The organism is Patiriisocius marinistellae, assembly GCF_009014635.1.
GTDB lineage: Bacteria > Bacteroidota > Bacteroidia > Flavobacteriales > Flavobacteriaceae > Patiriisocius > Patiriisocius marinistellae.
In genome coordinates this window covers 186,757-211,795 of the sequence record NZ_BKCF01000005.1, presented here as the reverse complement: position 1 = coordinate 211,795, position 25,039 = coordinate 186,757, and the positions used below count along the sequence as shown (strand labels likewise).

Below are 25,039 nucleotides of genomic sequence, written 5' to 3'. Positions count from 1 at the left end.
AGCATGAATGTAATGTACTCTTTATTCGTAAGATTTATTCTCTTGAATATGTGCATGCTGTGCGTTTCTGGCAGAATTATCTTCTCTAACTAACATAGCTACAATAGATAAATTTGCAGTGTTATAATCTGCAGGGATTGTGGTATTATATGTTTTACTAAATTCCTCTAAAGCCCCTGTTGGGGTAACATCATCACCTAACACTTGAGACATTGAAATTCTCAATGCGTCATTATGAACAAAATCTAAAATAGGATCTCCTCTACCAAAATAGATGCTGTTAGTATCAGTATTATAATAATTAGTCTGCTTGTAAACAATTCCACTTTCTAAGAGGTAAACTACTATTTTATCTCCGTCAACAATTCCATCTTCTGAAACTACGTTTATTTCAGTAATGAGTTGATCGCCATTTAATGTAGAATTAATTGATAAAGCAACATTAGTTTGTTCGCCAGCAACAGCAACGATATCATCAATAGGCTGTGGGTTTGACCAGACGGTAGTTCTATCAATACGCGCTTGAGGAAGCCCTGCTCCAGGCTCAAAAAATGCATCTCTTAAAATAGGCATGTCAATAAAATCCATTGGGTCTGGGTCACTATTTACACCTTCATGTATTGCAACTACAGCAAGATGATCTGTTTCATCTAAGGCTTTTTCTATAGCTTCAGCAACTCTTGGACAAAAACCACACCAAGTCCCTGTGTAATCTTCTAGAACAACTTTTCTTTTTGGGATAATTACTTCAAAAGTTTCAGGAGTGGTGCTAACAGGCGCGCCATTTTCTTCGTACTCAGCATAGACTTCAAAAGCTCCTACTTCGGCAGAGGAGAACACAGCTCCGTCTATTGCTTCTCCATTTACATAAAATGTGGCTATGTCATTAATATTGTCTCCGGCTTCATTTGTAAGCGTAAATGGAATTTCTTGATTTCGTAGAGATGCTTTCCTTACAAAATTCTCTACAGTTATTTCCACCGTCTCTTGAGTAAGTGAAACATTTTCTTCAGATTTACTACAAGAAGAAATTGTAAACACGGCTATTGCAACCCATAATATATTTTTTATCTTTTTCATGTTTGGCATTTTAATTGTTAATGCAATGATAACAAATTAATATTGTATTCTCAACTACCATAGTGTTTTAGTAGGCTAACAAGTTTTTTAATTCTCAAACAACCATGGTAAAATTTACAATAAATTTAACTATTATTGCTAATATTAAAAAATTCAAAAACGTCAATTATGAAAAAAATATTATTCACTTTAGCACTCGTTGTTTCATTTGCTGGAATTTCTCAAGAAAAATTACCTGCAGTATCTCTTGAAACTATTGATGGAGATTCAACCACTATTCAAAATGCTGCAGAGAAAAGCGACATTACTATTGTTTCTCTTTGGGCTACATGGTGTGTTCCTTGCATTAAAGAACTAGATGCTATTAGCGATGTATATTCAGATTGGCAAGAGGAGACTGGTGTTTCATTAATCGCTGTATCTGTCGATGACAGTCGTACTGTAAAAAGAGTAAAACCATTAATTAACGGTAAAGGCTGGGATTATGAGATTTTACTTGACACCAACAATGATTTAAAGAGAGCATTGGGGGCAGCGACTGTTCCACTTACTGTGCTTATCAAAGATAATAAGATAGTTTACAGACATTCTGGATATAGCCCAGGTGCTGAAGATGAATTATATGAGTACGTAAAAAAGTATTCAAAAAAGTAATTAGATAACGCGCAAAGCAAATAAGTTATCACAACAAAAAATGTTAGGTTTGAAAATAAGTGTTTATTTTTAGACCTAACATTTAACTTTTACAGACCTCCATTTCCCTAGATAACCACTAGGAATAACAAAGGAAAACAAAATCAACCAAACAATTATATTAATGAAAAAATTACTCCTAACCGCCGCACTAATCTGCACAATATTTTCTTCATTTGCCCAAGAAGGTGGGTATTTTTTTGGAGGCTTTGAATCAAATGCACAATGGCTCCTAGATGATGACGGAATTAACTTTGTAGCTCCAGAAGACAATTTAAGAGCTAACAATTATTTCCAACTTAATTATTCTCTTGGAAAATTTACCGCTGGAATACAATATGAAGCTTATCTACCAGATGCACTATTAGGATACTCTCCAGTCTATGAAAATGGAAACGGAATTGGTACATATTATTTAAATTATAAAGCTGACAAACTAGATGTCACTGGAGGATATTTTTATGAGCAGTTTGGAAGTGGTCTTGCACTTCGATCATGGGAAGACAGACAGTTAGGGATTAACAATAGCATTCGTGGTGCTCGTGTTAAATATGCTATAAATGAATATTCAGATTTCACTGCACTATATGGCCAACAACGTATAGGTTTTGAAGTTTCAGAAGCCACAATCCAAGGGTTGGATGCTAATGTTGATTTAAGTACGGCTTTTGGAATTGAAGCTGTTGATTTAAGGTTTGGTGCTAGTTATGTAAATAGATATCAAAACCAAGGTACACAAACTTTTTTACCTAGTAATGTAAGCATAGCTGGAGCAAGACTTGATTTTGTTGCAGGATCTGTTTATGGTGGTCTTGAAGTAGATACTAAGTCTAAAGACGCTCTGTTTTTTGAAGGTGAATTAGTTTCAGAAAAATTGTACGATGGTACTGCAATGCAGGTAAACCTTGGATATGCTCAAAAAGGACTTGGAATCAATGGTACCTTTAGAAGATTAGAAAACTTCAATTTTTATGCAGACAGACAAGCTGCAGGAAATCAATTTAATGATCAAGTAGTAAATTATATTCCTGCTCTATCAAAAACACAAGATTATTTATTGACTAATTTATATGTTTACAATGCGCAACCAGGGCTTGTAATTGAACAAGCAGAACAACGTGCTGGTGAAGTAGGTGCTCAAGTAGATGTTTTTTACACAATAAAGAAAGGAAGTACTTTAGGAGGAAAGTATGGAACAAAAATAGCAGCAAACTTTTCTTATTGGGGAGGTCTAGATGCAGAATACAATGTTGAGAATAGATTTTATGAAGCTAAGTTTATTGGATCTGGAAGTAGATTTTACCGTGATTTCAATTTTGAAATAAAAAAGAAATGGACGCCTAAGTTTAGCTCTGTTGGTACTTATCAAAATGTATATATTGACAAAGCTATTTCTCAAGGTGGATTTGTTGGCACACAAGGAGAAATTCAAGCACAAATCGCGGTTATTGAAGGGACATATAAATTAAAAAATTCGCAATCAATACGTGGTGTTGTACAACATTTATGGACTGAACAAGATAGAGAGAATTGGATGGCAGCAGTAGTTGAATATAACTTTAGCTCTAGGTTTTCTATGTATGTGTACGATAATTGGAATTACAGAGAATTAGGCTATGATGGCGAAGAATCACAAATTCATTATTATAGTGTGGGAGGTAGTTACACTGAAGGCCGCACTAGATTATCTATGAATTACGGTCGTCAACGTGGAGGACTCATTTGTGTAGGAGGAGTTTGTAGAGTTGTCCCTGAAAGCAATGGCCTTAGCGCTAGTCTAAATATTTCTTTTTAAAATTATATTATATAACATTAAAAAGGCATCACTAAGTGATGCCTTTTTAATTTGTTACCCTAACGAGACCAATCAAAATAATAATGCTCATATAAATCCATTATTTAATATCAAGAATGGTTATAACCTCATTATAACCTAGCCAATTGACTTCATTAGGTCAGTTATTGACATCTAGGTTATACTATTTGTAAATAATAAAATCATTTTGTATTCAATATTAATTTTATTGAAATCAAACCTCTTAATTTAGTATTCATTAGTATTATCATATTATATCACAAGCTACATTTAAACAATTTGAAGGCTATATTAATAAAACATAATTAAGCATAAGATTAATTCTAATTTTCAAACTATTTAACGAATAAATAATTAGATCGTTTTATTATATAAAAAAAAACCCGCAACATTTCTGTGACGGGTTAATTCTAAAATCTTTTATAAAGATTTATTGCTTTACAAAACGTATAGTTTGAGAAAGTCCATTTTCATTGGTAACTTTAACAATATATAGTTGAGGCACTAAATTACCAACTGACATTCTCTTAGTTCCCTTTTTTAATTTCGATTTCTTTTTAATTACACGCCCACGCATGTCATAAATAGTAATGTCCAAATTTTCTCTCGAATTTATAATCAACTCATCATTTACGATTGTCGATGACAGAGAAAAAAGAGAAACCTGGTTATCACCTATTCCTAGGCTTGGGTCATATAAGTATGTGATCGTTATATCCTCACCAGTTTCATTACCACTTGCGTCAACTTGATAAAATCTAAAAACATGGTTTACAGGCGAAGTTACTTCTTGACCTGTATACAAAAAATGGTTTCCTGGTCCTGTAGTAGCACCCGCTTCAATTACTTGGGGTGAAGTTACTGGAGGATAAGAATTACCAACTATAATATTGTCAAAACACGTTCCTCCATAACATAACTGAAACGGTGCTGGTGTATCTGTCGAAACATATTGAACTGTTGAAAATATAGTTTCGGTGCTTGTATTAGTAACAAAAAAATCTTTTGTTGCAACTGATGGATCGTTAGAGTTCACAGCAATAACATCACCATCATTAATAGGATTTCCATTCTCATCAGCAACTGTAAATTGAGCGTTTACAGATATAGATGTAACAAATAATCCAAAAAGCAGTAGTTTAAATTTCATAACTTTTATTTTTTATATTAATTAAGTAGTTTGTAAATATATGACAAATCTATTAAAAACTACACGCTTATTTTTGAATAACACAACTTCTACAGCAAAACGCTATCAAACTCACAATTAACGCCTTAACCCACTAAATAGCTAGGATTATCTATTGATTTTTCTTATGATTTTAGTGTTAAAAAATCCTTAAATAAAATGATATTTACATATATTCGTAACTCATTTAACTTAAAACTATTATACAATGTCAAAAAAATTACACCTTTTAGGGACAGCTTTATTAATGTCTGCTGGAATGTTTGCACAAACTATAGTTGGAACAGCTCCAGAAAACAAAAATGTGATTCTTGAAGAATTCACAGGGATTAAATGTACATTTTGTCCAGATGGGCATGCAAGAGCTAATGCTTTTAAAGCCACAGACCCAGATAATATTTTCTTAATCAATATTCATGCAGGTTCATTTGCAATTCCAAGTGCTGGTCAACCAGACTTTAGAACTCCTTTTGGCGAAGCAATTGCCAGTCAATCTCAACTTGCTGGGTATCCAGCAGGAACTATAAATCGCCATGCATTTCCAGGACAACAACAAAACGGTTCACCTGCTGGGGCAACTGCTCAAGGAAGAGGAACTTGGGCTACAACAGGAGCATCTTGGCTAAACGAACCATCATATTTAAACATGGGTGTTGAAGCAGAAATCGATATGGCAACAAATATTATGACGGTTCATATTGAAGGATACTACACTGGTGACAGTCCTGAAAGCACAAATAAACTTAATTTTGCAGTTGTACAAAATAACACCACAGGACCACAAACAGGTGGTGGAGCAGGAAATAACTACAATCATAACCACAGACTAATTGATATGCCACTTGGTCAATGGGGTATGGAAATCACAACAACTACTGCAAATTCTTTTGTAGATGAAACATTTACTTACACGATACCAGCTGACAATAATGGAGTTGCCATAGACATTACTGAATTAGAATTTGTTGCATTTATGACAGAAACTAATCAAGAAATAATCACTGGTATTGGTGGAGTTCCAACATATACAAACGTAGCTATTGCTAATGATGTAAGCTTATTAAATGTAGAGGAAATTGATGCTCCATGTGATGCTAATGATATTACTCCAACTATCGAAATTCGTAATCTAGGTGCAACTACGATTACCTCTTTAGATATTAACTATACAATTAATGGCGGCCCTCAAGAAACTTACACATACACAGGGAATCTAACTTCATTCCAATACGAAACTATCGAAATTGATGAGGCAGCATATACTATTTCAGAAGACAATACAATTGTATTTACTATAGCAAATGATGATGATAATTCAAACAATGAATTAACAGCAGAATTTTCAGCACCTGCTTTAGGAACTGGTAATTCAACACTTTCTATTACAGCAGACCAGTATGCAAATGAAATTTCTTTCAGAATTTATAATTCTACTGGAGATATTGTTGAAAGTGGAGCATTAACTTCCGCAAACAATAACAGTACAGTTACTTTCAATATTGCACTTGATACAGAAGATTGTTTTAAATTAGAACTTAGAGATAGCTATGGTGATGGTGTACCAGGTGGTAGAGCTCTTCTTGAAGACCTCAACGGTGTCATCTTAGCAGATCTTGATGGAAATTTTACTTCTACAAATTCTAGAAATTTTAATGCTGACGGAGTATTAGGACTTGGTGACAACAATATAAGCAATATTACTATCTACCCTAACCCTGCTAATACACAATTGAACATTTCAAATGCTGATAATTCAACTATTGAAATTTATAATATTCTTGGCCAAGTAATGATGACTAAGTCAAATATATCATTAAATGAAGCATTAAATGTATCTCAATTAGTAACTGGAACTTATTTAGTTAAAATTTCAAACGGGACAACTATTACAACTAAGAAATTTATCATCGCTAGATAATTATTTTCTTTTTAATCTTAAAAGCTCTCGATACAAATCATCGAGAGCTTTTTTTTTATACAATATTTTTCTTCGGAAATATGCATAATTATTATTCTGATTTAGAATTTTTATTGGAGGAACGACAGCTTAACAAAATTTTTAAAAAACCATATACTAAATTAAAAACCAAAACTTAAGCCTACAAAAACACTAGACCTTCAATCAAAAAAACATAAAGTATTTGACACCAATTAATTTGCCTATTTTCATTTATTTCAATAAATTACTTACTTAATTAAAAAAAAATAAAATGTCAAAAAAATTACACCTTTTAGGAACAGCTCTACTGATGTCTGCTGGAATGTTCGCTCAAACCATAGTAGGGACCTCTCCTGAAAATAAAAATGTGATATTAGAAGAGTTCACAGGGATTAAATGTCAATTTTGCCCTGATGGACATGCAAGAGCAAATGCGTTTAAAGCGACTGATCCAGATAATATCTTTTTAATCAATATTCACGCAGGTGGATTTGCTATTCCAAGTACTGGCCAACCAGATTTTAGAACTCCTTTTGGACAATTAATTGCTGATCAATCTCAGCTTGCTGGATATCCTGCTGGAACTATTAACCGCCATGCATTTCCTGGAATTCAACAAAGTGGTTCTCCTTCTGGAGCAACAGCACAAAGCAGAACTACTTGGGCGTCAACCGGAGCCTCATGGCTAGAAGAACCATCATATTTAAATATGGGTGTAGAAGCTGAAATTGATGTAGCTGCAAGAACAATGACAGTTCATATTGAAGGATATTACACTTCAAATAGCCCAGTAGCAACAAACATGCTTAACTTTGCTGTATTACAAAATAACACTACTGGACCGCAAACCGGCGGTGGGGCAGGTAATAACTATAACCACAATCACAGACTCATAGATATGCCATTAGGTCAATGGGGTATGGAAATCACCACAACAAGTGCGACAAATCTTGTTGATGAAACTTTTGTATATAACATTCCTGCAGACCATAATGGAGTAGCTATTGACTTAGCAGAATTAGAGTTCGTAGCATTTATGACAGAAACAACCCAAGAAATAATTACGGGAATTGGTGGAAAACCAACTTATACAAACTTACCACTAGCAAATGATGTGAGCTTAAGAACTGTAAATGACATAGACGATCAATACTTCTGTGACAGTGGGGTAATCACACCTACTATTTCTGTAAGAAATGAAGGCGGAGATTCAATTACTTCTTTAGACATTGAGTATTCAGTAAATGGTGGTAATACACAAATTTTTACTTATACTGGTTCAATTACCACCTTTCAAGAAGAAGAAATAACACTTGATGAGATTATGTTTTCTGTACAATCTACAAATTCAGTTGACATCTCGTTAGTAAACGATGAAAATAATGCAAATAATGATGGCGACACATCTTTTGATAATATTGAAGTTAATACAGCTGGAAACTTAACATTAGAAATATTAACAGATGATAATGGAGATGAGGTTTTTTACGACATTAAAGATATTAATGACACTATAGTTATGGAAGGTGGGCCTTTTGAAAACAACACTACAAATCTAATCGATGTTGTTTTGACCGAAGGTTGTTACACCTTTAACATTACAGATACAGGCGGTGATGGCGGTAGAAGAGTTAGACTTTATGACCCTAATGGAGTTGTTGCCTTTTTATCTTTTGGACAATATGGCTTTGGCGAAAAAAGAAGTTTTTCAACAGATGGAATTTTAGGAATTGACAATTTAAATACAGCAGAAGTTTCGCTTTACCCTAACCCAGCTAATACAATATTAAATATTTCTAATGTTGATAAATCAACTGTTGAAGTATATAATATTCTTGGTCAAGTAATGATGATAAAGTCAAATATATCGTTAAATGAAGCATTAAATGTTTCACAATTAGTAACAGGAACATATTTCGTTAAAATTTCAAACGGAACAACAACCACTACTAAAAAGTTTATAATCGCTAGATAATTATTAAATTCTTAGTTATACCTAAAAACCCTCGATGGAAATCATCGAGGGTTTTTAATGTTTTTTTTCTTCAGAAATGTAACTTAACCTTTAAACAACTGTCTTAATTTATCCTTTATATTTTAAAGGCAAATGAACAACTGTTTTTGTTTCAAAAAAATCTTCTTTATAAATTTCAGACAATTTATAAATAGTCGCTTTAGGAAAATTTGCAAGTTCTTCAGTTAAATCGCCTCCTTTTAAATACAAAATTCCGTTAGATAATTCGTGATTGCTTTTTTTAGCAACTTTCCTTTTAACCCAATGGTTAAATGTTTCCATTTGAGCTACTGCTCTACTTACAATAAAGTCAAAATTTTCATCAATAGTCTCAACACGCGCATTAGTCACTTTAACATTTTCTAGCTTTAGACCATCCCTTACTTCCTCAACAACTTTAATTTTCTTGCCTATACTATCAACTAGGTGAAATTTTGTTTCTGGAAATAAAATTGCTAACGGAATACCTGGAAACCCCCCTCCAGTACCAACATCTAAAATTTTTGCGCCAGGCATAAATTCCTGCACCTTTGCAATTCCAAGTGAATGAAGTACATGCCTAACATATAACTCATCAATGTCTTTTCTAGAAACCACATTAATTTTCAAATTCCAATCTTTATATAAAGTAGACAATTGAGAAAATTGTTCTTTTTGAACATCGCTTAAATGCGGAAAGTATGCTAATAATTCTTCCATAAATGAATTTAAGTTACAAAAGTAATGCATCTATTATAAATTTATGATTATGATTACTTCTTTTAAACAATAGATATGTATTTTTGATGTTTCTACTTAGGTGTAAACCTTTTAAAAATCAGAACCGTGACTGAGACTCAACTTAAATTTTCTAGAGTAGATTCGGCAAAATTCTTTAGAACGCTCAATAAGCGCGTTAACTCGTACTTTAAAGAGAACAACATACAACGCACAGGTAACTGGAAACTTCATCTAAAAACGGTGATAATGTTTGCAATTTACCTTACCCCATATTTTTTATTATTAACCCTTAATTTTCCAACGTGGGCGCAACTCTTATTTACCATTTTAATGGGAGTAGGAATGGCTGGGATAGGTATGAATGTCATGCATGATGCAAATCATGGATCATATTCCTCAAAAAAATGGATTAATAAAATAATGGGTAGTAGTATATACATTCTAGCCGGAAATGTATATAACTGGCAAGTACAACATAATGTATTGCACCATACATATACCAACATTCATGGACATGACGAAGACTTAGAAGCAGGAAGAGTACTTCGTTTTTCTAAACATGCAGAATGGAATAGAATGCATAAATTCCAGCATTATTATGGCTTTCTTCTTTATGGTCTTCTTACTTTCAACTGGGCATTAACAACAGATTTTCAACAGACAAGTAGATATTTAAAAAGAAAATTATCTTTTGGTAAATTTCCGAAGCCCACTAAACAATGGAGTATTTTAATAATCACTAAAATAATCTATTTTGGAATGTGGATAGTAGTACCATTATTATTTTTTGACATTGCATGGTGGAAAATTTTAATTGGCTTCTTCATTATGCACTATGTAGCAGGTGTTATTTTAAGCACCATTTTTCAACTTGCACATGTCGTGGAGGATGCTGCAATGCCATTACCTGACGCTTCTGGAACTATGAAAAATACATGGGCAATTCATCAATTATTTACAACAGTAAACTTTGGAACAAAAAACAAAGTAATGAATTGGTTTACGGGTGGTTTAAATCATCAAGTAGAGCACCATATTTTTCCACATATTAGCCATGTACATTATACAAAAATTTCAAAAATAGTTCGTGAGACAGCTATTGAATTCAATCTGCCTTACAATGAATATAAGACAACAAGAAAAGCACTAATTGCACATTTTAATCATTTAAAGCAAATGGGAATGAATCCCGCTCTTTCCGCTTAAAAACATGGACAACAAACTTTCTAACCGCATAAACGAGATGGCAACTTCTGCCACACTTGCAATGGCAGCAAAAGCCAGAGAACTAAAAGAAGCTGGCGAAAAAATAATAGGACTAAGCCTAGGGGAACCAGATTTTACAATTCCCGAATTTGTCAAAGATGCTGCCATCAAAGCTGTAAACGATGATTTTCACTCATACACTCCCGTAGATGGTTATGGTGATTTAAAAGAAGCAATTATTACAAAATTTAAGCGTGATAATGGACTGGATTATAAACCATCTCAAATTGTAGTATCAACCGGAGCAAAGCAATCATTATACAACTTAGCACAAGTACTATTAAACCCTGGCGACGAAGTATTACTTCCCGCACCTTTCTGGGTAAGTTATGGAGATATTAGCAAAGTTGCTGGTGGTGTACCTGTTGAAATTAAAACGTCAATTAATAACGATTTTAAAGTAACTCCTCAAGAGTTAGAGGCTGCAATTACTCCAAAAACTAAAATGATTATTTACAGTTCACCTTGTAATCCAAGTGGCTCTGTTTATAGTAGAGAAGAGTTGAGAGCACTTGCAGATGTACTCGTTAAATACCCAAAAATCATCATAATAAGCGATGAAATTTACGAACATATCAATTTCATTGGTGACCATGTATCTATGGCACAATTTGATGATATGTATGATCGTACAGTTACTGTAAATGGAGTATCTAAAGCATTTTCAATGACTGGATGGAGAATAGGCTTTATTGGGGCTCCAGAATATATTGCACGTGCGTGTAATAAAATGCAAGGTCAAGTAACTAGTGGTGCAAACTGTATTGCACAAAAGGCAACAATAGTTGCGTTAGAAAATCCACCTAGCAAAATTCAATATATGGTGGATGCTTTTAAAAATAGAAGAGCACTTATTTTGGGACTTCTTTCTGAAATTCCAGATATTAAAACAAATGAGCCAGAAGGAGCATTTTATGTATTTCCAGATATTGCCGCTTACTTTGGCAAAACCCTTCGTGGCACTACAATTAGTAATGCGACAGATTTTTCACTCTATCTTTTAGAGCACGCAAAAGTAGCAACTGTGACTGGCGAGGCTTTTGGCGACCCTAATTGTATTCGTATTTCGTATGCAGCATCAGAAAACGACATTTCAACAGCAATGGCACAAATTAAAGAAGCACTTACTTCTTAATACCGAAATGTAACTACAATAAAAAAGCTCGTTGAAATAAATCAACGAGCTTTTTTAGTTATTACTTATACAGGATAGATACATTGAAAATAGTAGTTTTGTTTCATCTTTAAAATTTTTCGAAATTATGGCTAAAATACTTTTGTTAGGATCTGGTGAGTTAGGAAAAGAATTTATAATCTCCGCACAACGACTAGGACACTATATTATTGCCGTGGACAGTTATGACCACGCACCCGGTATGCAAGTTGCTCATGAAAAAGAGATTATTAATATGCTCGATGCCGAAGCCTTAGACGCAACTATTGAAAAGCACAAACCAGACTTTATTGTACCTGAAATTGAAGCCATACGTACAGAAAGGCTTTATGAATACGAAAAGCAAGGCTATGTAGTTGTACCCTCTGCAAAAGCAGCAAATTATACAATGAATCGTAAGGCTATTAGAGATTTAGCAGCGAAAGAACTCAGCCTTAAAACCGCACCTTATAAATACGCAACCTCATCTAACGAGCTTAAAGCAGCTGTAGAAATCATAGGAATGCCATGCGTTGTAAAACCATTAATGTCCTCCAGCGGAAAGGGCCAAAGCACCATCAAAACAGAAAGCGACATTCAAAAGGCCTGGGACTACTCGCAAGAAGGCTCCCGTGGTGATGTTGCCGAAGTTATCGTCGAAGCATTTATCAACTTTGATTATGAAATTACGCTACTCACTGTCACACAACAAAACGGTAACACGCTTTTTTGCCCTCCTATTGGACACCGTCAAGAAAGAGGTGATTATCAAGAAAGCTGGCAACCAGCAGCCATGCAAGACATAGATTTACAAACAGCTAAAGACATGGCAGCTAAAGTAACAGCTTCACTTACAGGTAATGGAATATGGGGAGTTGAATTTTTTGTAGGTAAGGATGGCGTTTATTTTTCTGAACTTTCGCCAAGACCTCATGATACTGGAATGGTTACCCTAGCTAATACTCAAAATTTTAATGAATTTGAATTACACCTTCGTGCAATCACAGGATTACCAATTGCTGAAATCACTCAAGAACGCATAGGAGCGAGTGCTGTATTGCTTGCATCAAAAAATTCAGATATGCCTAAATTTGAAGGATTAGAAACTTTAGCCGAAGCATCAAAAACAGATTTTAGAATTTTTGGAAAACCCACCTCCCGCCCTTATCGAAGAATGGGAGTTGTTGTCACTTATGATTCGCTTGATGGTGACATTAATGAAGTTACAGAAAAAGCAAAAAAATTAGCAAAAGGAATTACAATAACAGGATAAAATAGCTTCGGAAATGTGAGCCTAAATGTCATCTATTTTAATTTTTATATTTTTATAGTTGGATCAAAATTTTAGCATTGAAACGTACTTATCTTCTATTCTTCTTATTATTTCCACTTTTGGCAATTTGCCAAGAAACGGAACAAAAGTTTTCTTTGTATTTTGAGCATGATTCTGCTAGACTAAGTGCACAACATTTGCAGATTATTGAAGGCATTAATATTTCCGAAGAAAAGGACGAACTTGATATCCATATAAAAGGATATACTAATAGTTTGGGAAGTCCAGAGTATAATTTAAAACTTTCTAATGAACGTGCGGCAAATGTGACTGCCCTGCTACGGGAGTTTACTATTATCTCTTCGCAAGGTTACGGTGAACTCGATACAGATGCAGCTAAAAATAGACGAGTTGATATTTTAGTACATTACAAAAAAGATCATATTCCAGAAGCTGGTGATATTATTATTGAGCCAATTATTGTTCCTAAGAAAAAACCTTCTTTTACAAGTAGTTTAAAGAAGGGTGATAAAATTACGCTTGAAGGCATTATGTTTTATCAAGACAGAGATGTCATTATGGACGAAAGCAGAGATGCTCTTGACAAATTGACAATTTTTTTAAAAGAAAATGCTAACATTAAATTTAAATTAATTGGCCATGTATGCTGCGGTGACCCACTACGCCCAGGAAACGATTTTATAAATGTGCGAACGGGTAAAAACAATTTAAGCGAAGCACGTGCTCAAGCACTCTACAATTTTCTAAGAAAAAAAGGTATTGAAAGAAGAAGAATGCGCTATGAAGGAATGGCGTTTAGACAACCCACTGGAGAAAACAACACTAAGGATAGACGTGTAGAAATTATGATAACAGATGTTGAGTAGCTTTACTTTTTGCTACTAATATATTGTAGCGTTTATCTATTTCTCCAAAAGAAGGGTGTAAATAAAATAAGAACCGTAAATAGCTCTAATCTACCAATGAGCATTAAAAATGAAGCCCACCATTTTGCTGCGGACGGCAATTCTCCATAATTATTAACCGGTCCTAAATCACCTAACGCGGGACCTACGTTTCCTAATGTTGAGGCAGCGCCACCGAGTGCTGTTTGAAAATCCAAGCCCAGCGCAGAGAATACTAATACCCCTACAATAAAAGAGAGCATATATAATATAAAAAAACCAAGTATGTTAAAAACAATAGGTTGTTGTACAGACTTATTATTATAACGAACTGGAATAATCGCATTAGGATGTAATGTGCGTTTAAATTCCATGAGTCCGTTTTTAATCATAATTAAGTGACGCACAATTTTAATTCCTCCTGCTGTTGATCCTGAAGAACCTCCTAAAAACATTAAACCGAAAAAGAAAATTGTAAGTAATGGGGTCCACACAGCATAATCAGCTGTAACAAAACCTGTAGTGGTAACAATAGCTAATACCTGAAATAAAGCATGACGAAGACCACTCTCAAATTGACCCAATAGCATGGGATGTGCGATAGAACTAGCAGTCATATCAACATCTAAGTATATTAAACAAGCTGCAATAGTAGTCAATGCAACTATAACTATACTATATACTTTAAATTCTTCATCTCTAAATATTTTACTAAATCTACCTTTAAACGCATAGTAGCTAAGTACAAAATTAGTTCCTGCTAAAAACATAAAAAAGATTATAATATATTGTATTAGAGGTGTGTCATTCCAATATGCAACACTATTATTTTTAGTTGAAAATCCTCCTGTGCTCAAGGTACTTAAGGAATGATTAATCGCATCAAAAAAGCTCATCCCAGCTAACTTAAGCAATATAGTTTCTGCAATAGTATACCCTACATAGATAAGCCATAGACGCTTAGCCGTATCAGTAATTCGAGGGTGTAATTTATCTCCTCCAGGACCTGGTGCTTCAGCAGCAAATAGTTGCATTCCTCCTATTCCCAATAATGGTAAAATAGCAATGGCTAAAACAATAATACCCATCCCACCTATCCAGTGGGTAATACTTCTCCAAAACAAAATACCTTTTGGTAGGCTTTCTATATCAGATAGAATAGAAGCGCCTGTTGTGGAGTACCCACTCATTGTTTCAAAAAAAGCATTTGTAAAACTGGGAATAGCACCTGTAAAAATATAAGGAGCTGTTCCCGCAAGCGACATAATGACCCAACCTAAAGAAACAATAATATAACCATCTCTTTTTACGATTTCTTTTTTATGATTGCGAGTCAAGAGCATAATCACTCCTCCTAGTACCATTGTCAAAACTCCAGAAAACACCATCTCTTTAAAAACGCCGTCTTTATAGAAAAAACTTACTAAAGATGATAACAACATAAAACCACCATTTACTGCAAGCAGGAGCCCCATGAGGTGGGTAATAATTTTATAATTTACTTTTTTATAAAAAGGCATTATATAAAAAGTTTTTCAACTTTATTAATTGATTGTGGTAGACAACAAACAACCACACGATCATTTATTTCAATCTTAAAATCTCCAAGTGGAATTAGACCTTCGCCTTGACGAACGATTCCACCAATTATAGCCGAGCGGGGTACTTCAATATCTTTTATTTTTTTTCCGCTTACTTTTGATGTTGATGTTACTACAAACTCAAGCAACTCAGCATTCATATTATTTAGCTTAGTCATCGCAACAACTTCTCCTTTGCGGATATATCTAAAAATATTATTTGCTGCTAATAACTTTTTATTAATTAAAGTATCAATACCTATACTGTGAGACAATTGAAAATAATCCATATTTTCAACTAGAGCAATTGCTTTTCCCACCCCTTTACTTTTTGCTACTAAGCAAGACATAATATTTGTTTCGCTATTTCCTGTTACACTCACAAAAGCATCCATTTCTTGTAGATCTTCTTCGGTGAGCAAATCAACATTACGGCCATCTCCATTAATCACTAAACAGCTAGGAATATCATCAGCTACTTCAAAAGCTCTGTCTTTATTATTCTCAATAAGTTTAACTTTAAACTTATTATGACAAAGGTCTCTGGCTGTTTTGTAACCAATGTTACCTCCGCCCAATATCATCACATTTTTTATCTCTTTACGCTCTTTACCAATAATAGTATAGATTTCGTTCAACCCTTCTTTTGTTGTAATAAAATATACTTGATCACCTTCTTTAAACTTTGTATCACCACGAGGTATCAATGTATATTGTGTCCCAAAACGTTGCATAGCAATTGGCGCATATTCTAAATTAGGAAACATAGCCCCTACTTCTTTTATAGTTCTATCTACAAATGCATTTGTTCTAGAAAGACTAAGCCCAATCATTGTTAAAGCACCGCCTTCAAATTCATAAGAGTCATTAAAAGCACTTTGATTAAGTAGTAGTTCTATTTCGTTTGCAGCTAAAGATTCTGGGGAGATGAGCTCGTCAATTCCAAATTTTGTAAAACCTACCTCATCTTTTCTTTCGATAAATTCGGTATTACTTATTCTAGCAATCGTCTTTTTTGCGCCTAATTGTTTTGCTAAAACGCATACTGTAATATTAGTAGTTTCAGAAGAAGTAACAGCGATAACTAAATCTATACTTTGAATATTACTCTCCTCTAAAACTCTTATAGAAGTTGCATCACCGCGCACAACTCTAATGTCAAGATGCGTATCAGCATATGCTAATGATTCTCGGTCTGTATCAATTAATGTAATATCTTGAGATTCAAAAGATAATAATTTAGCTAAATGAAACCCCACTTCACCGGCACCGGCGATTATAATTTTCATAGAAAGTTCTTACGAATAATGGTGCAAAGGTATTGAAAATTTAAAACGTGTATCTCTTAACCTACTTAATTATTGATTGATCTATTTATTTTAACACTTGAAACACATAGTAATGACATTGAAAATGTATAATAATATTCTAAAAAGTACCTACCTTTGCACCCGCAATGAAAGAAGACAAAAAAATAACGCCTTATAAAGACTCTCAGCTTAATAAAAAGAAGCAGGTAGAACAAATGTTTGATACCATTAGTGGAAACTATGATGGCTTAAACAGAGTTATATCCTTACGCATGGATCTTAAATGGCGTAAAAAAGTTGTTAAAGCCATCGCGGCAACTAAGCCAGAAAGCATTCTTGACATTGCTACAGGAACAGGCGACCTTGCAATAAAATTTGCTAACGAAACAAAAGCCACAAGAATTGTAGGTCTTGATTTATCTAACGGGATGTTAGAACAAGCAAGAATAAAGGTAAAAGACACCAAGCTCCAAAATAAAATAGAATTTATTCAAGGAGATTCTGAAGCTTTGCCATTTGATGACAATAGTTTTGATGCGATTACCGTATCATTTGGAGTTCGTAATTTTGAAAATCTCGAAAAAGGCCTTTCCGAAATTTTAAGGGTTTTAAAAAAGGGTGGCTTGTTTATCATTTTAGAAACATCTGTTCCTACTAAGTTTCCATTTAAGCAAGGTTATCATATTTATAGTAAAAATGTACTTCCATTAGTAGGTAAACTATTTAGCTCAGATAAAGTAGCCTATAAATATTTATCTGAAAGTGCCTCTGTATTTCCACACGGTGAAGTTCTCAACAATATTTTGAAGAAAATTGGGTTTATACAAGTGGAGCACAAACCCCAAACTTTTGGTGTAGCCACCATTTACAGCGCTACAAAATAATTTATGAAAAAAATACTAATTGTAATAGCCGTTATAATGCTTGGTCAAACAGCACAAGCACAGCTTTTTAGCAGAGAACGTTTAGCAAATATTGAAACTTTTGATAATCAATTCCTTACTTGGGGATATTTTCTAGGTTTTAATAGTTATGATTTTAAAATTGAATACAACAATGAGTTTAGCAACGCAGAGACTGATATTGTTGTAGAAGGATCAACAGGTTTTAATGTAGGATTAGTGGGAGATATGCGCATTAATAACTATATTAACCTACGTCTTGAACCAGGACTTTATTTTACACAACGTAATCTTAGGTTTCCTGGATTTACAGAAGAAGCAGATATTTTAAGAGAAGTAAAATCTACATACATACATGTACCACTACTTGTTAAGTTTTCAACAAAAAGGCTAAATAACTGGAAACCTTTCATCGTTGGTGGAGTTTCAACATCACTCAACCTCTCCAGTAATGAAAAAAACCCTGAAGACAATTCCCAAGGGCAATTTAGAACTACAACCTATACTAATTATTACGAACTAGGGTTTGGAATAGATTTCTATCTATACTTCTTTAAATTCACCCCTTCAATTCGTGGTGTTTTTGCAATGAGTGATGAGTTAGTTCCAGATGCAGACACATTTAGCAATTACACTTCAAACATAAGCTCACTAAACTCTAGAGGCGTTTTTATCAATTTTACATTCCAGTAGTCCTTCTAAATTCACTCAACAAAACAGCCGTAGCTGTAGCTACATTTAAACTATCGGTTTCTTGAGATTTTCCAAATTGCGGTATCGTAATTCTATGAGTCAATTGTTCCATAATAACTTTTGAAATACCATTTGCCTCATTTCCTAAAACAACAATTGCATCTGCAGGTAATGCCTCATTGTAAATACTATTGCCATTCATCACACCCCCATATACTGGGAGCTCTGTATTTTTAATAAATGCTGAAACATCAATATAATGAACATTAACCCGAGCAATAGACCCCATCGTTGCTTGTATAACTTTTGGATTATAGCAATCCACCGTATCTAGCGAACACACTAATTGTTCCACGCCAAACCAATCACAAAGTCTAATAATTGTCCCTAGATTTCCAGGATCTCTAATAGCATCGAGAACAACGGTCAATCCACTTTTATTAACTTCGGAAATTTGTGGAATTTCAAACAGTGCCAATGATTTATTTGCCGTAGTAAGAAAACTAATTTTTTTAAGTTCGGTCGCTGTAATTTTATGAGTCTTATCATTTTCAACAGCATTTATTTCCGAAGAAAAATGACTATGTAATTCCATATTTGAAGCAATAAGTTCGGCAATTACCTTAGGACCTTCTGCAACAAAAAGTCCTTCAATAGCACGGTACTTTTTTTGCTTCAAACTTGTTATTAATTTAATTTGACTTTTACTTATCAATTTTCTCTATTTTTGAACTTGATTAAAATTTCCTCTTGAAAAGAAGCCTCACAAAAATATCATTAATTTTAGTATTTGTAGCGTTAGTACTATCGTGTAATGCGGTAAAACACGTTCCAGATGATAAGTTTTTGCTTACTGAAAATACAATCATTGTTGACGGTGAAAAGATAAGTGATCTAGGTGTAGAAAGCCAGTTTGTTCAACGGCCAAATACAACGCTACCCATCATTGGAATCCCCGTGGGATTGCATATTTACAATATGGCAGACCAAGAGGCAGATTCAACATATTACAAATGGCTGCATAAAAAACCTAAACGAGAAGAACGACTTGTGCGCTTTTTATCAAAAAAGCAAGTCGATGAGTTAGGAAACACATATGTAGGTTTTAATGAATGGCTATTAAAATCTGGGGATGCACCTGTAATTATTGAAAAGGAAAAGACTGAGAAATCACTTCAACGTGTTAAATCATGGTATGCAAAAAGAGGGTGGTTTAATACAGAGGCAGAGTATAAAATAGTGTCAGACTCTAGTAAAGCAAAGCGTGCTGCTATCACTTTTAATGTAACAAGGCACATGCCGTATATTGTTGATAGTCTTCAAGAGAGGATTAGCTCTCCTGTTGTTGATTCTATTTTTCAAATGACAAAATCAAAAGCGTTTGTAAAAAAAGGGAAGCAATATGAGGCTTCAGACTTTGAAAATGAACGAGAGCGTATCAATATACAAATGCGTAATTCTGGTCTTTACTATTTTGACCGTGAGTATATAAGTTTTGAAGGAGACACAGTGAATACAGGGCATAAGGCAAACATGACCTATATAATTCCTGACCGTAAAATTGAAGTAGGAGACTCTAGCTACACAGAGCCCTTTAAAGTACATAAAGTAAACGAAGTTAAAATTATCACAGATTATACTTTTGCAAACCAAGGGAAAAAATTTTCAGATTCTATTGAATTTAAAGGATACACATTGTACAGTTATGAAAAAATGCGGTATCGCCCTAAAGCAATTACAGATGCTATTTCAATAACACCTAATAAAACTTTTAAAGACATTGACCGTACACTTACTTATAATCAAATTAGTGATTTACGTATTTTTAAATACCCTAATCTATCTTACCAAGAAGACCCTAGAGATTCCACAAAAACTGGTTTAATAAGTACTATATTTTTAACACCTAGAAAAAAAGCAACTCTCAATGCTAGTTTTGACGCTTATACTTCTACCATACAACAAATAGGTATTGGTGGCAGCGGTTCACTCCTGCTAAGAAATATTTTTAGAGGTGCCGAAACTCTACAAATTACTGGAAGTGGCTCAGTAGGTTCTTCAAAAGATGCCGCAGATGATGAAAGTTTTTTTAATATTTCAGAATTTGGTGTTGATGCTAAACTATCTTTTCCGCGTTTTCTATTTCCTATAAACACAAACAAGATTATCCCTAAATATATGGGGCCAAGAACAAATATAAGCATAGGGTTTAACGCACAAAATAACATAGGCCTTGACCGTCAAAATTTAAGTGCTATTTTTAATTATAATTGGAAACCATCAAAAATTAGAGAAAATAGTCTTGACCTTGTTAATGTATCCTATGTACGTAATTTAAATACAGATAATTTTTTCAATGTCTATCGCAACTCATTTGATCAAGTTAACGAAATAGCAAGAGATATTGAAGCTGCAGACCCTGGAATCATTAACCCAGATTTTTACACCCTTGACGAAGACAATGATATAGTATTAAATATACCTAATGGCATTAATAGTTTTTTACAAACTACAACAGCCCCAGAAAGCCCTTACACCCTCTCCCCAGACAACAGCGATATACTTTTAAGCGTTATTGAAAGAGGCAATAGATTAACAGAGGACAATCTTATCTTTACAACAAATTTTGTGTGGACAAGAGACACGAGAGACAATATATTTGATAAGAATTTTTCTAGATTTAGATGGAAAATTGAAAGTGCCGGCAACGTACTAGCGGGAATATCAAATATTGCTGGACTTGAAAAAAATGAAGATGGTAATTTTGAAACCGGTGGCGTTGTATTTTCTCAATATGGTAAAGTTGAAGCCGAATTTATAAAACACTGGGAACTTGCTGGGCAAAATGTATTTGCAGTAAGAGGTTTTGGAGGGATTGCAATCCCTTACGGCAACAGTAATAGCATACCATTTACCCGTAGTTATTTTGCTGGTGGCGCTAATGATAACAGAGGATGGCGCCCTTATGACTTAGGCCCTGGAAGCAGCGGAAGCATTTTTGATTTTAATGAAGCTAATTTTAAACTTGCATTTAATGCAGAATATCGATTTACTATTTTAGGCGCATTTAAAGGAGCCTTTTTTGTAGACGCAGGAAACATTTGGAACGCGCTGGACAATGTAGAAGATGAAGCATCGCGTTTTAGTGGTCTTGCAGATTTGAAAGAAATTGCTATTGCAAGCGGATTGGGTATTCGTTATGATTTTGGCTTTTTCGTCTTTAGGTTAGACACTGGTTTTAAAACTCACAACCCAGCACTTCCTGAGGGTGAACGCTGGTTTAAGGAGTACAATTTTAACAATGCTGTTTATAACATTGGGATTAATTACCCTTTCTAATAAATTTTATTAAGTATTATTCCTTCTGAAATTTAACCTGTTTTATTACTCTTCTATTTAATAAAATTTAGTCAGTAACATTTTAGGCACATTTCCGAAGAAAACAAAATTATTATAAAACATTAAACGCATAATTATTATTTTAATAATTCTATGCTAATCACTGGATTTTTTAATCTAAAACTAGGATGGTTGAAAACTACAATCCTATATCGTAAATCGTAGGACTAAAATCGTTATTTTTACACCCAAATTTAAACAACAATATGAGTCACAATATAAAGGCCGGAGTTGCCACTGGAAAAGAAATTCAAGCAATACATGCCTATGCAAAGGAAAAAGGATTTGCAATGCCTGCTGTTAATGTAGTAAGTTCTAGCAGTGTAAATGCTGTTATGGAAACGGCTGCAGAATTAAACGCGCCAGTTAATATTCAGTTTTCTAATGGCGGATGTTTATTTAATGCTGGAAAAGGTTTAAATAATGATGGAGAGCGAGCAGCAATAGCGGGAGGTGTAGCTGGGGCAAAGCATGTACATCAAATGGCAGAAATTTACGGCGCAACTGTTATACTCCACACAGATCATTGTGCAAAAAAATTATTACCTTGGATTGACGGTTTGTTAGATGCAGGAGAGCAGTTTTTTAAAGAGACAGGCAAACCACTATACAGCTCGCACATGATTGATTTAAGTGAGGAGCCAATTGAAGAGAACATTGAAATCTGTAAAAAGTATCTTGCTCGCATGAGCAAAATAGGGATGACTTTAGAGATTGAATTAGGTATTACTGGAGGTGAAGAAGATGGTGTTGACAACAGTGATGTTGATGTGTCTAAGTTATATACACAACCAGAAGAAGTAGCTTATGCCTATGAGGAATTAATGAAAGTAAGCGACCAGTTTACAATTGCTGCAGCCTTTGGAAATGTGCACGGTGTTTATAAGCCTGGTAATGTAAAATTAACTCCAAAGATTTTGAAAAACTCACAGGAGTTTGTTCAGAAAAAATTTAATACAGGGCACAATCCTGTAGATTTTGTTTTCCATGGTGGTAGTGGATCTACGGTTGAAGAAATTAGAGAAGCAATAGGGTACGGAGTTGTAAAAATGAATATCGATACAGATTTACAATTTGCTTATACTGAAGGCGTACGCGATTATGTACTTGCCAATAAAGAGTATTTGATGACTCAAATAGGAAACCCTGATGGCGAAGAATTACCAAATAAAAAATATTACGACCCAAGAAAGTGGCTTCGCGAAGGTGAAATCACGTTTAAAGCTAGATTGAAAAAAGCTTTTGAAGACTTGAACAACGTAAATACATTATAATTGGAGTATTTTAAAACTCCCCTAACCGAATAAAATATGTCTTGGTTTAAAAGAACAAAAAAAGGTATTAGCACCCCAACAGAAGAAAAAAAGGATATTCCTAAAGGGCTTTGGTATAAATCACCTACTGGAAAAGTAGTTGATGCAGACGAGCTAGAAAAAAACTTTTACGTAAGCCCAGAAGATGGGTATCACGTAAGAGTAGGCAGTAAGGAGTACTTTGAAATTTTCTTTGATAATAATAAGTTTAAAGAATTAGACAAAAATCTTACTTCTAAAGATCCTCTAGAATTTGAGGATAAGAAAAAATACGTAGACCGTCTTAAAGATGCTCAAGCAAAAACGGGATTAAAAGATGCCGTACGCACGGCAGTAGGAAAATCAAACGGAGCAGATCTAGTTGTTGCTTGTATGGATTTTAGTTTTATTGGTGGTTCTATGGGTAGTGTTGTAGGTGAAAAAATTGCTCGTGCTGCAGATTATTCCCTAAAGAAAAACATTCCTTTTTTATTAATAAGCAAAAGTGGTGGCGCCCGTATGATGGAAGCTGCACTTTCATTAATGCAATTAGCAAAGACAAGTTCAAAATTAGCACAATTAGCAGATGCTGGAATTCCTTACGTGTCATTATGTACAGACCCTACAACAGGAGGTACAACCGCATCATTCGCTATGCTTGGTGACATTAACATAAGTGAGCCAGGTGCATTAATTGGTTTTGCAGGCCCACGTGTAGTACGTGATACTACAGGAAAAGAATTACCAGAAGGTTTTCAAACCGCAGAGTTTGTACTTGAACATGGTTTCTTAGATTTTATCTCGCATCGTAAAGACTTAAAACAAAAAGTAAATTTATACTTAGACCTTGTATTAAACAGACCCGTAAGACACATGACTGCTTAATGCTAATGCATAATAATCAAAAAAATCCGCTGTTCCAATAACAGCGGATTTTTTAATTCCTTAAAATTTCAGCAGCAAAAATTATAAGACAATATCATACACTTGACCATTGACTTCCAGTGTTGCCAAGTTATCGCACTCACCCGCTCCCCAGTTTATGACTCCCGTAAAGTTATTTTGAGTTACTTCTAACAATCCACTAACAAGATAGGAACAGCTCAATTTGCGTACTAGTTTTTCGGTTACGAGCCCGCTTCGGTTAAATCCGTTTGTCAATTGTGTATCCCAGTTGCCCGTAATGTTATAAACATTGTCTTGCCAAGTACCACTGCCAACTCCCGCTACCCATTCTGCAACTCTCAATCCCGTACGCGTCGCCGTAACACTTGTGTTTGGAAAGCCAATTACGATGGATTCGTTTATGGTAGATTGAGGATTTCCGTTGTTGTTGGCAATTTCACGTAGTATTTCGCCACCACCGGTAACACTATTACTATTGTAGATAAAATTTTCAAATTGATAATTGATAGTGCGTGTACCGCCAACGATGGCGCCGTAGTCCATGTTGATGATTCCGCTAACAATAGAACTGTTATTGAGCTGGCAACCTTCGCCAAAATCTATAACAATACTTCCTCCGTTTCCATTGGGCTGTATGGTAATAATAGCGCATTCATTGAAGAAAGAATTTATTTGGCTTCTCCCCTCTTCTGCTTCAACATAGCCATTTTCAACAATATTGAGTGCCCCATCTGTGGCATTATCCGCTTGAGCTGCCCTCAAATTGTCTTCGGCCGAAAAATTGAATTGTGTTTCGGTTTCTTGATCTTCATCTTTTTCGCAACTTGTAAAAACAAGTGCAAAACAAAACATTGCTACATATGCAAACTGTGTGATTTTCATAATATGGTTTTAAAAGGTTCTTTATTG

At 34.3% G+C, this 25,039-nt stretch carries 20 protein-coding genes; 13 read left to right on the top strand and 7 right to left on the bottom strand.

Annotated features, from left to right (window positions below; all coding sequences use genetic code 11):
* Positions 1 to 21 precede the first annotated feature (21 nt).
* Positions 22 to 1,080: an Omp28-related outer membrane protein gene (locus tag GB234_RS12840; protein WP_172966887.1), complete on the bottom strand. Its 1,059-nt coding sequence runs from the start codon at positions 1,078 to 1,080 to the stop codon at positions 22 to 24.
* Positions 1,081 to 1,248: 168 nt separating this feature from the next.
* Between GB234_RS12840 and GB234_RS12835 the strand changes: the two genes are divergently transcribed.
* On the top strand, positions 1,249 to 1,734 hold the full coding sequence (locus GB234_RS12835) for a TlpA family protein disulfide reductase (protein ID WP_151894979.1): 486 nt from the start codon (positions 1,249 to 1,251) through the stop codon (positions 1,732 to 1,734).
* A 163-nt stretch (positions 1,735 to 1,897) separates the two neighbouring features.
* Positions 1,898 to 3,568, top strand: a complete 1,671-nt coding sequence (locus tag GB234_RS12830; RefSeq protein ID WP_151894978.1) for a DUF6029 family protein — start codon at positions 1,898 to 1,900, stop codon at positions 3,566 to 3,568.
* Positions 3,569 to 4,019: 451 nt separating this feature from the next.
* Here GB234_RS12830 and GB234_RS12825 read toward each other — a convergent pair whose 3' ends face one another.
* Positions 4,020 to 4,739, bottom strand: coding sequence for a T9SS type A sorting domain-containing protein (locus tag GB234_RS12825; RefSeq protein WP_151894977.1), 720 nt, complete (start codon positions 4,737 to 4,739; stop codon positions 4,020 to 4,022).
* A gap of 247 nt (positions 4,740 to 4,986) precedes the next feature.
* On the opposite strand from GB234_RS12825, the gene GB234_RS12820 reads away from it, so the two are divergent.
* Entirely contained in the window at positions 4,987 to 6,696 is a 1,710-nt protein-coding gene (locus GB234_RS12820) for a T9SS type A sorting domain-containing protein (protein WP_151894976.1), read from the top strand.
* A gap of 292 nt (positions 6,697 to 6,988) precedes the next feature.
* Positions 6,989 to 8,692, top strand: a complete 1,704-nt coding sequence (locus tag GB234_RS12815; RefSeq protein WP_151894975.1) for a T9SS type A sorting domain-containing protein — start codon at positions 6,989 to 6,991, stop codon at positions 8,690 to 8,692.
* A gap of 108 nt (positions 8,693 to 8,800) precedes the next feature.
* On the opposite strand, the gene rsmG is transcribed toward GB234_RS12815, so the two are convergent.
* Positions 8,801 to 9,430 carry a 16S rRNA (guanine(527)-N(7))-methyltransferase RsmG gene (gene rsmG / locus GB234_RS12810; RefSeq protein ID WP_151894974.1) on the bottom strand — a complete coding sequence of 210 codons (630 nt, stop codon included), beginning with the start codon at positions 9,428 to 9,430 and terminating at the stop codon, positions 8,801 to 8,803.
* Between the two features lie 126 nt (positions 9,431 to 9,556).
* On the opposite strand from rsmG, the gene GB234_RS12805 reads away from it, so the two are divergent.
* The 4 genes from GB234_RS12805 to GB234_RS12790 all read left to right on the top strand — a co-directional run bounded on the left by GB234_RS12805 (position 9,557) and on the right by GB234_RS12790 (position 14,030).
* The gene (locus GB234_RS12805; RefSeq protein ID WP_151894973.1) at positions 9,557 to 10,657 is read left to right on the top strand and encodes a fatty acid desaturase family protein; all 1,101 of its coding nucleotides are present in this window, start codon (positions 9,557 to 9,559) and stop codon (positions 10,655 to 10,657) included.
* A 4-nt stretch (positions 10,658 to 10,661) separates the two neighbouring features.
* Positions 10,662 to 11,852, top strand: coding sequence for a pyridoxal phosphate-dependent aminotransferase (locus GB234_RS12800; RefSeq protein WP_151894972.1), 1,191 nt, complete (start codon positions 10,662 to 10,664; stop codon positions 11,850 to 11,852).
* A 127-nt stretch (positions 11,853 to 11,979) separates the two neighbouring features.
* Positions 11,980 to 13,143 (top strand): formate-dependent phosphoribosylglycinamide formyltransferase, encoded by a 1,164-nt coding sequence (gene purT / locus GB234_RS12795; protein ID WP_151894971.1) that lies wholly within the window; start codon positions 11,980 to 11,982, stop codon positions 13,141 to 13,143.
* A gap of 77 nt (positions 13,144 to 13,220) precedes the next feature.
* Positions 13,221 to 14,030, top strand: a complete 810-nt coding sequence (locus GB234_RS12790; protein WP_151894970.1) for an OmpA family protein — start codon at positions 13,221 to 13,223, stop codon at positions 14,028 to 14,030.
* Positions 14,031 to 14,062: 32 nt separating this feature from the next.
* Here GB234_RS12790 and GB234_RS12785 read toward each other — a convergent pair whose 3' ends face one another.
* Together GB234_RS12785 and trkA are read right to left on the bottom strand one after the other, a co-directional pair.
* Positions 14,063 to 15,568, bottom strand: coding sequence for a TrkH family potassium uptake protein (locus GB234_RS12785; protein ID WP_151894969.1), 1,506 nt, complete (start codon positions 15,566 to 15,568; stop codon positions 14,063 to 14,065).
* A complete protein-coding gene (gene trkA, locus GB234_RS12780; RefSeq protein ID WP_151894968.1) occupies positions 15,568 to 16,917 on the bottom strand; it encodes a Trk system potassium transporter TrkA in 1,350 nt (449 codons plus the stop codon). Before trkA ends, GB234_RS12785 begins: the two co-directional genes overlap by 1 nt.
* A gap of 167 nt (positions 16,918 to 17,084) precedes the next feature.
* Here trkA and ubiE point away from each other — a divergent pair, with 167 nt between their 5' ends.
* Together ubiE and porT are read left to right on the top strand one after the other, a co-directional pair.
* Positions 17,085 to 17,822, top strand: coding sequence for a bifunctional demethylmenaquinone methyltransferase/2-methoxy-6-polyprenyl-1,4-benzoquinol methylase UbiE (gene ubiE / locus GB234_RS12775; RefSeq protein WP_151894967.1), 738 nt, complete (start codon positions 17,085 to 17,087; stop codon positions 17,820 to 17,822).
* Between the two features lie 3 nt (positions 17,823 to 17,825).
* Entirely contained in the window at positions 17,826 to 18,533 is a 708-nt protein-coding gene (porT, locus tag GB234_RS12770; RefSeq protein ID WP_151894966.1) for a type IX secretion/gliding motility protein PorT/SprT, read from the top strand.
* On the opposite strand, the gene GB234_RS12765 is transcribed toward porT, so the two are convergent.
* On the bottom strand, positions 18,520 to 19,248 hold the full coding sequence (locus GB234_RS12765) for an RNA methyltransferase (RefSeq protein WP_151894965.1): 729 nt from the start codon (positions 19,246 to 19,248) through the stop codon (positions 18,520 to 18,522). The two genes, porT and GB234_RS12765, sit on opposite strands and share 14 nt — an antisense overlap.
* A gap of 35 nt (positions 19,249 to 19,283) precedes the next feature.
* On the opposite strand from GB234_RS12765, the gene tamL reads away from it, so the two are divergent.
* The 3 genes from tamL (at position 19,284) to accD (ending at position 24,109) form a co-directional block, all read left to right on the top strand.
* On the top strand, positions 19,284 to 21,872 hold the full coding sequence (gene tamL, locus GB234_RS12760; RefSeq protein WP_151894964.1) for a translocation and assembly module lipoprotein TamL: 2,589 nt from the start codon (positions 19,284 to 19,286) through the stop codon (positions 21,870 to 21,872).
* A 266-nt stretch (positions 21,873 to 22,138) separates the two neighbouring features.
* Positions 22,139 to 23,206 carry a class II fructose-bisphosphate aldolase gene (gene fbaA, locus GB234_RS12755; RefSeq protein WP_151894963.1) on the top strand — a complete coding sequence of 356 codons (1,068 nt, stop codon included), beginning with the start codon at positions 22,139 to 22,141 and terminating at the stop codon, positions 23,204 to 23,206.
* Positions 23,207 to 23,242: 36 nt separating this feature from the next.
* Positions 23,243 to 24,109 carry an acetyl-CoA carboxylase, carboxyltransferase subunit beta gene (gene accD / locus GB234_RS12750; protein ID WP_151894962.1) on the top strand — a complete coding sequence of 289 codons (867 nt, stop codon included), beginning with the start codon at positions 23,243 to 23,245 and terminating at the stop codon, positions 24,107 to 24,109.
* Between the two features lie 81 nt (positions 24,110 to 24,190).
* Here accD and GB234_RS12745 read toward each other — a convergent pair whose 3' ends face one another.
* Complete coding sequence (locus tag GB234_RS12745) at positions 24,191 to 25,012, bottom strand: hypothetical protein (protein WP_151894961.1); 822 nt, start codon at positions 25,010 to 25,012, stop codon at positions 24,191 to 24,193.
* Positions 25,013 to 25,039 lie beyond the last annotated feature (27 nt).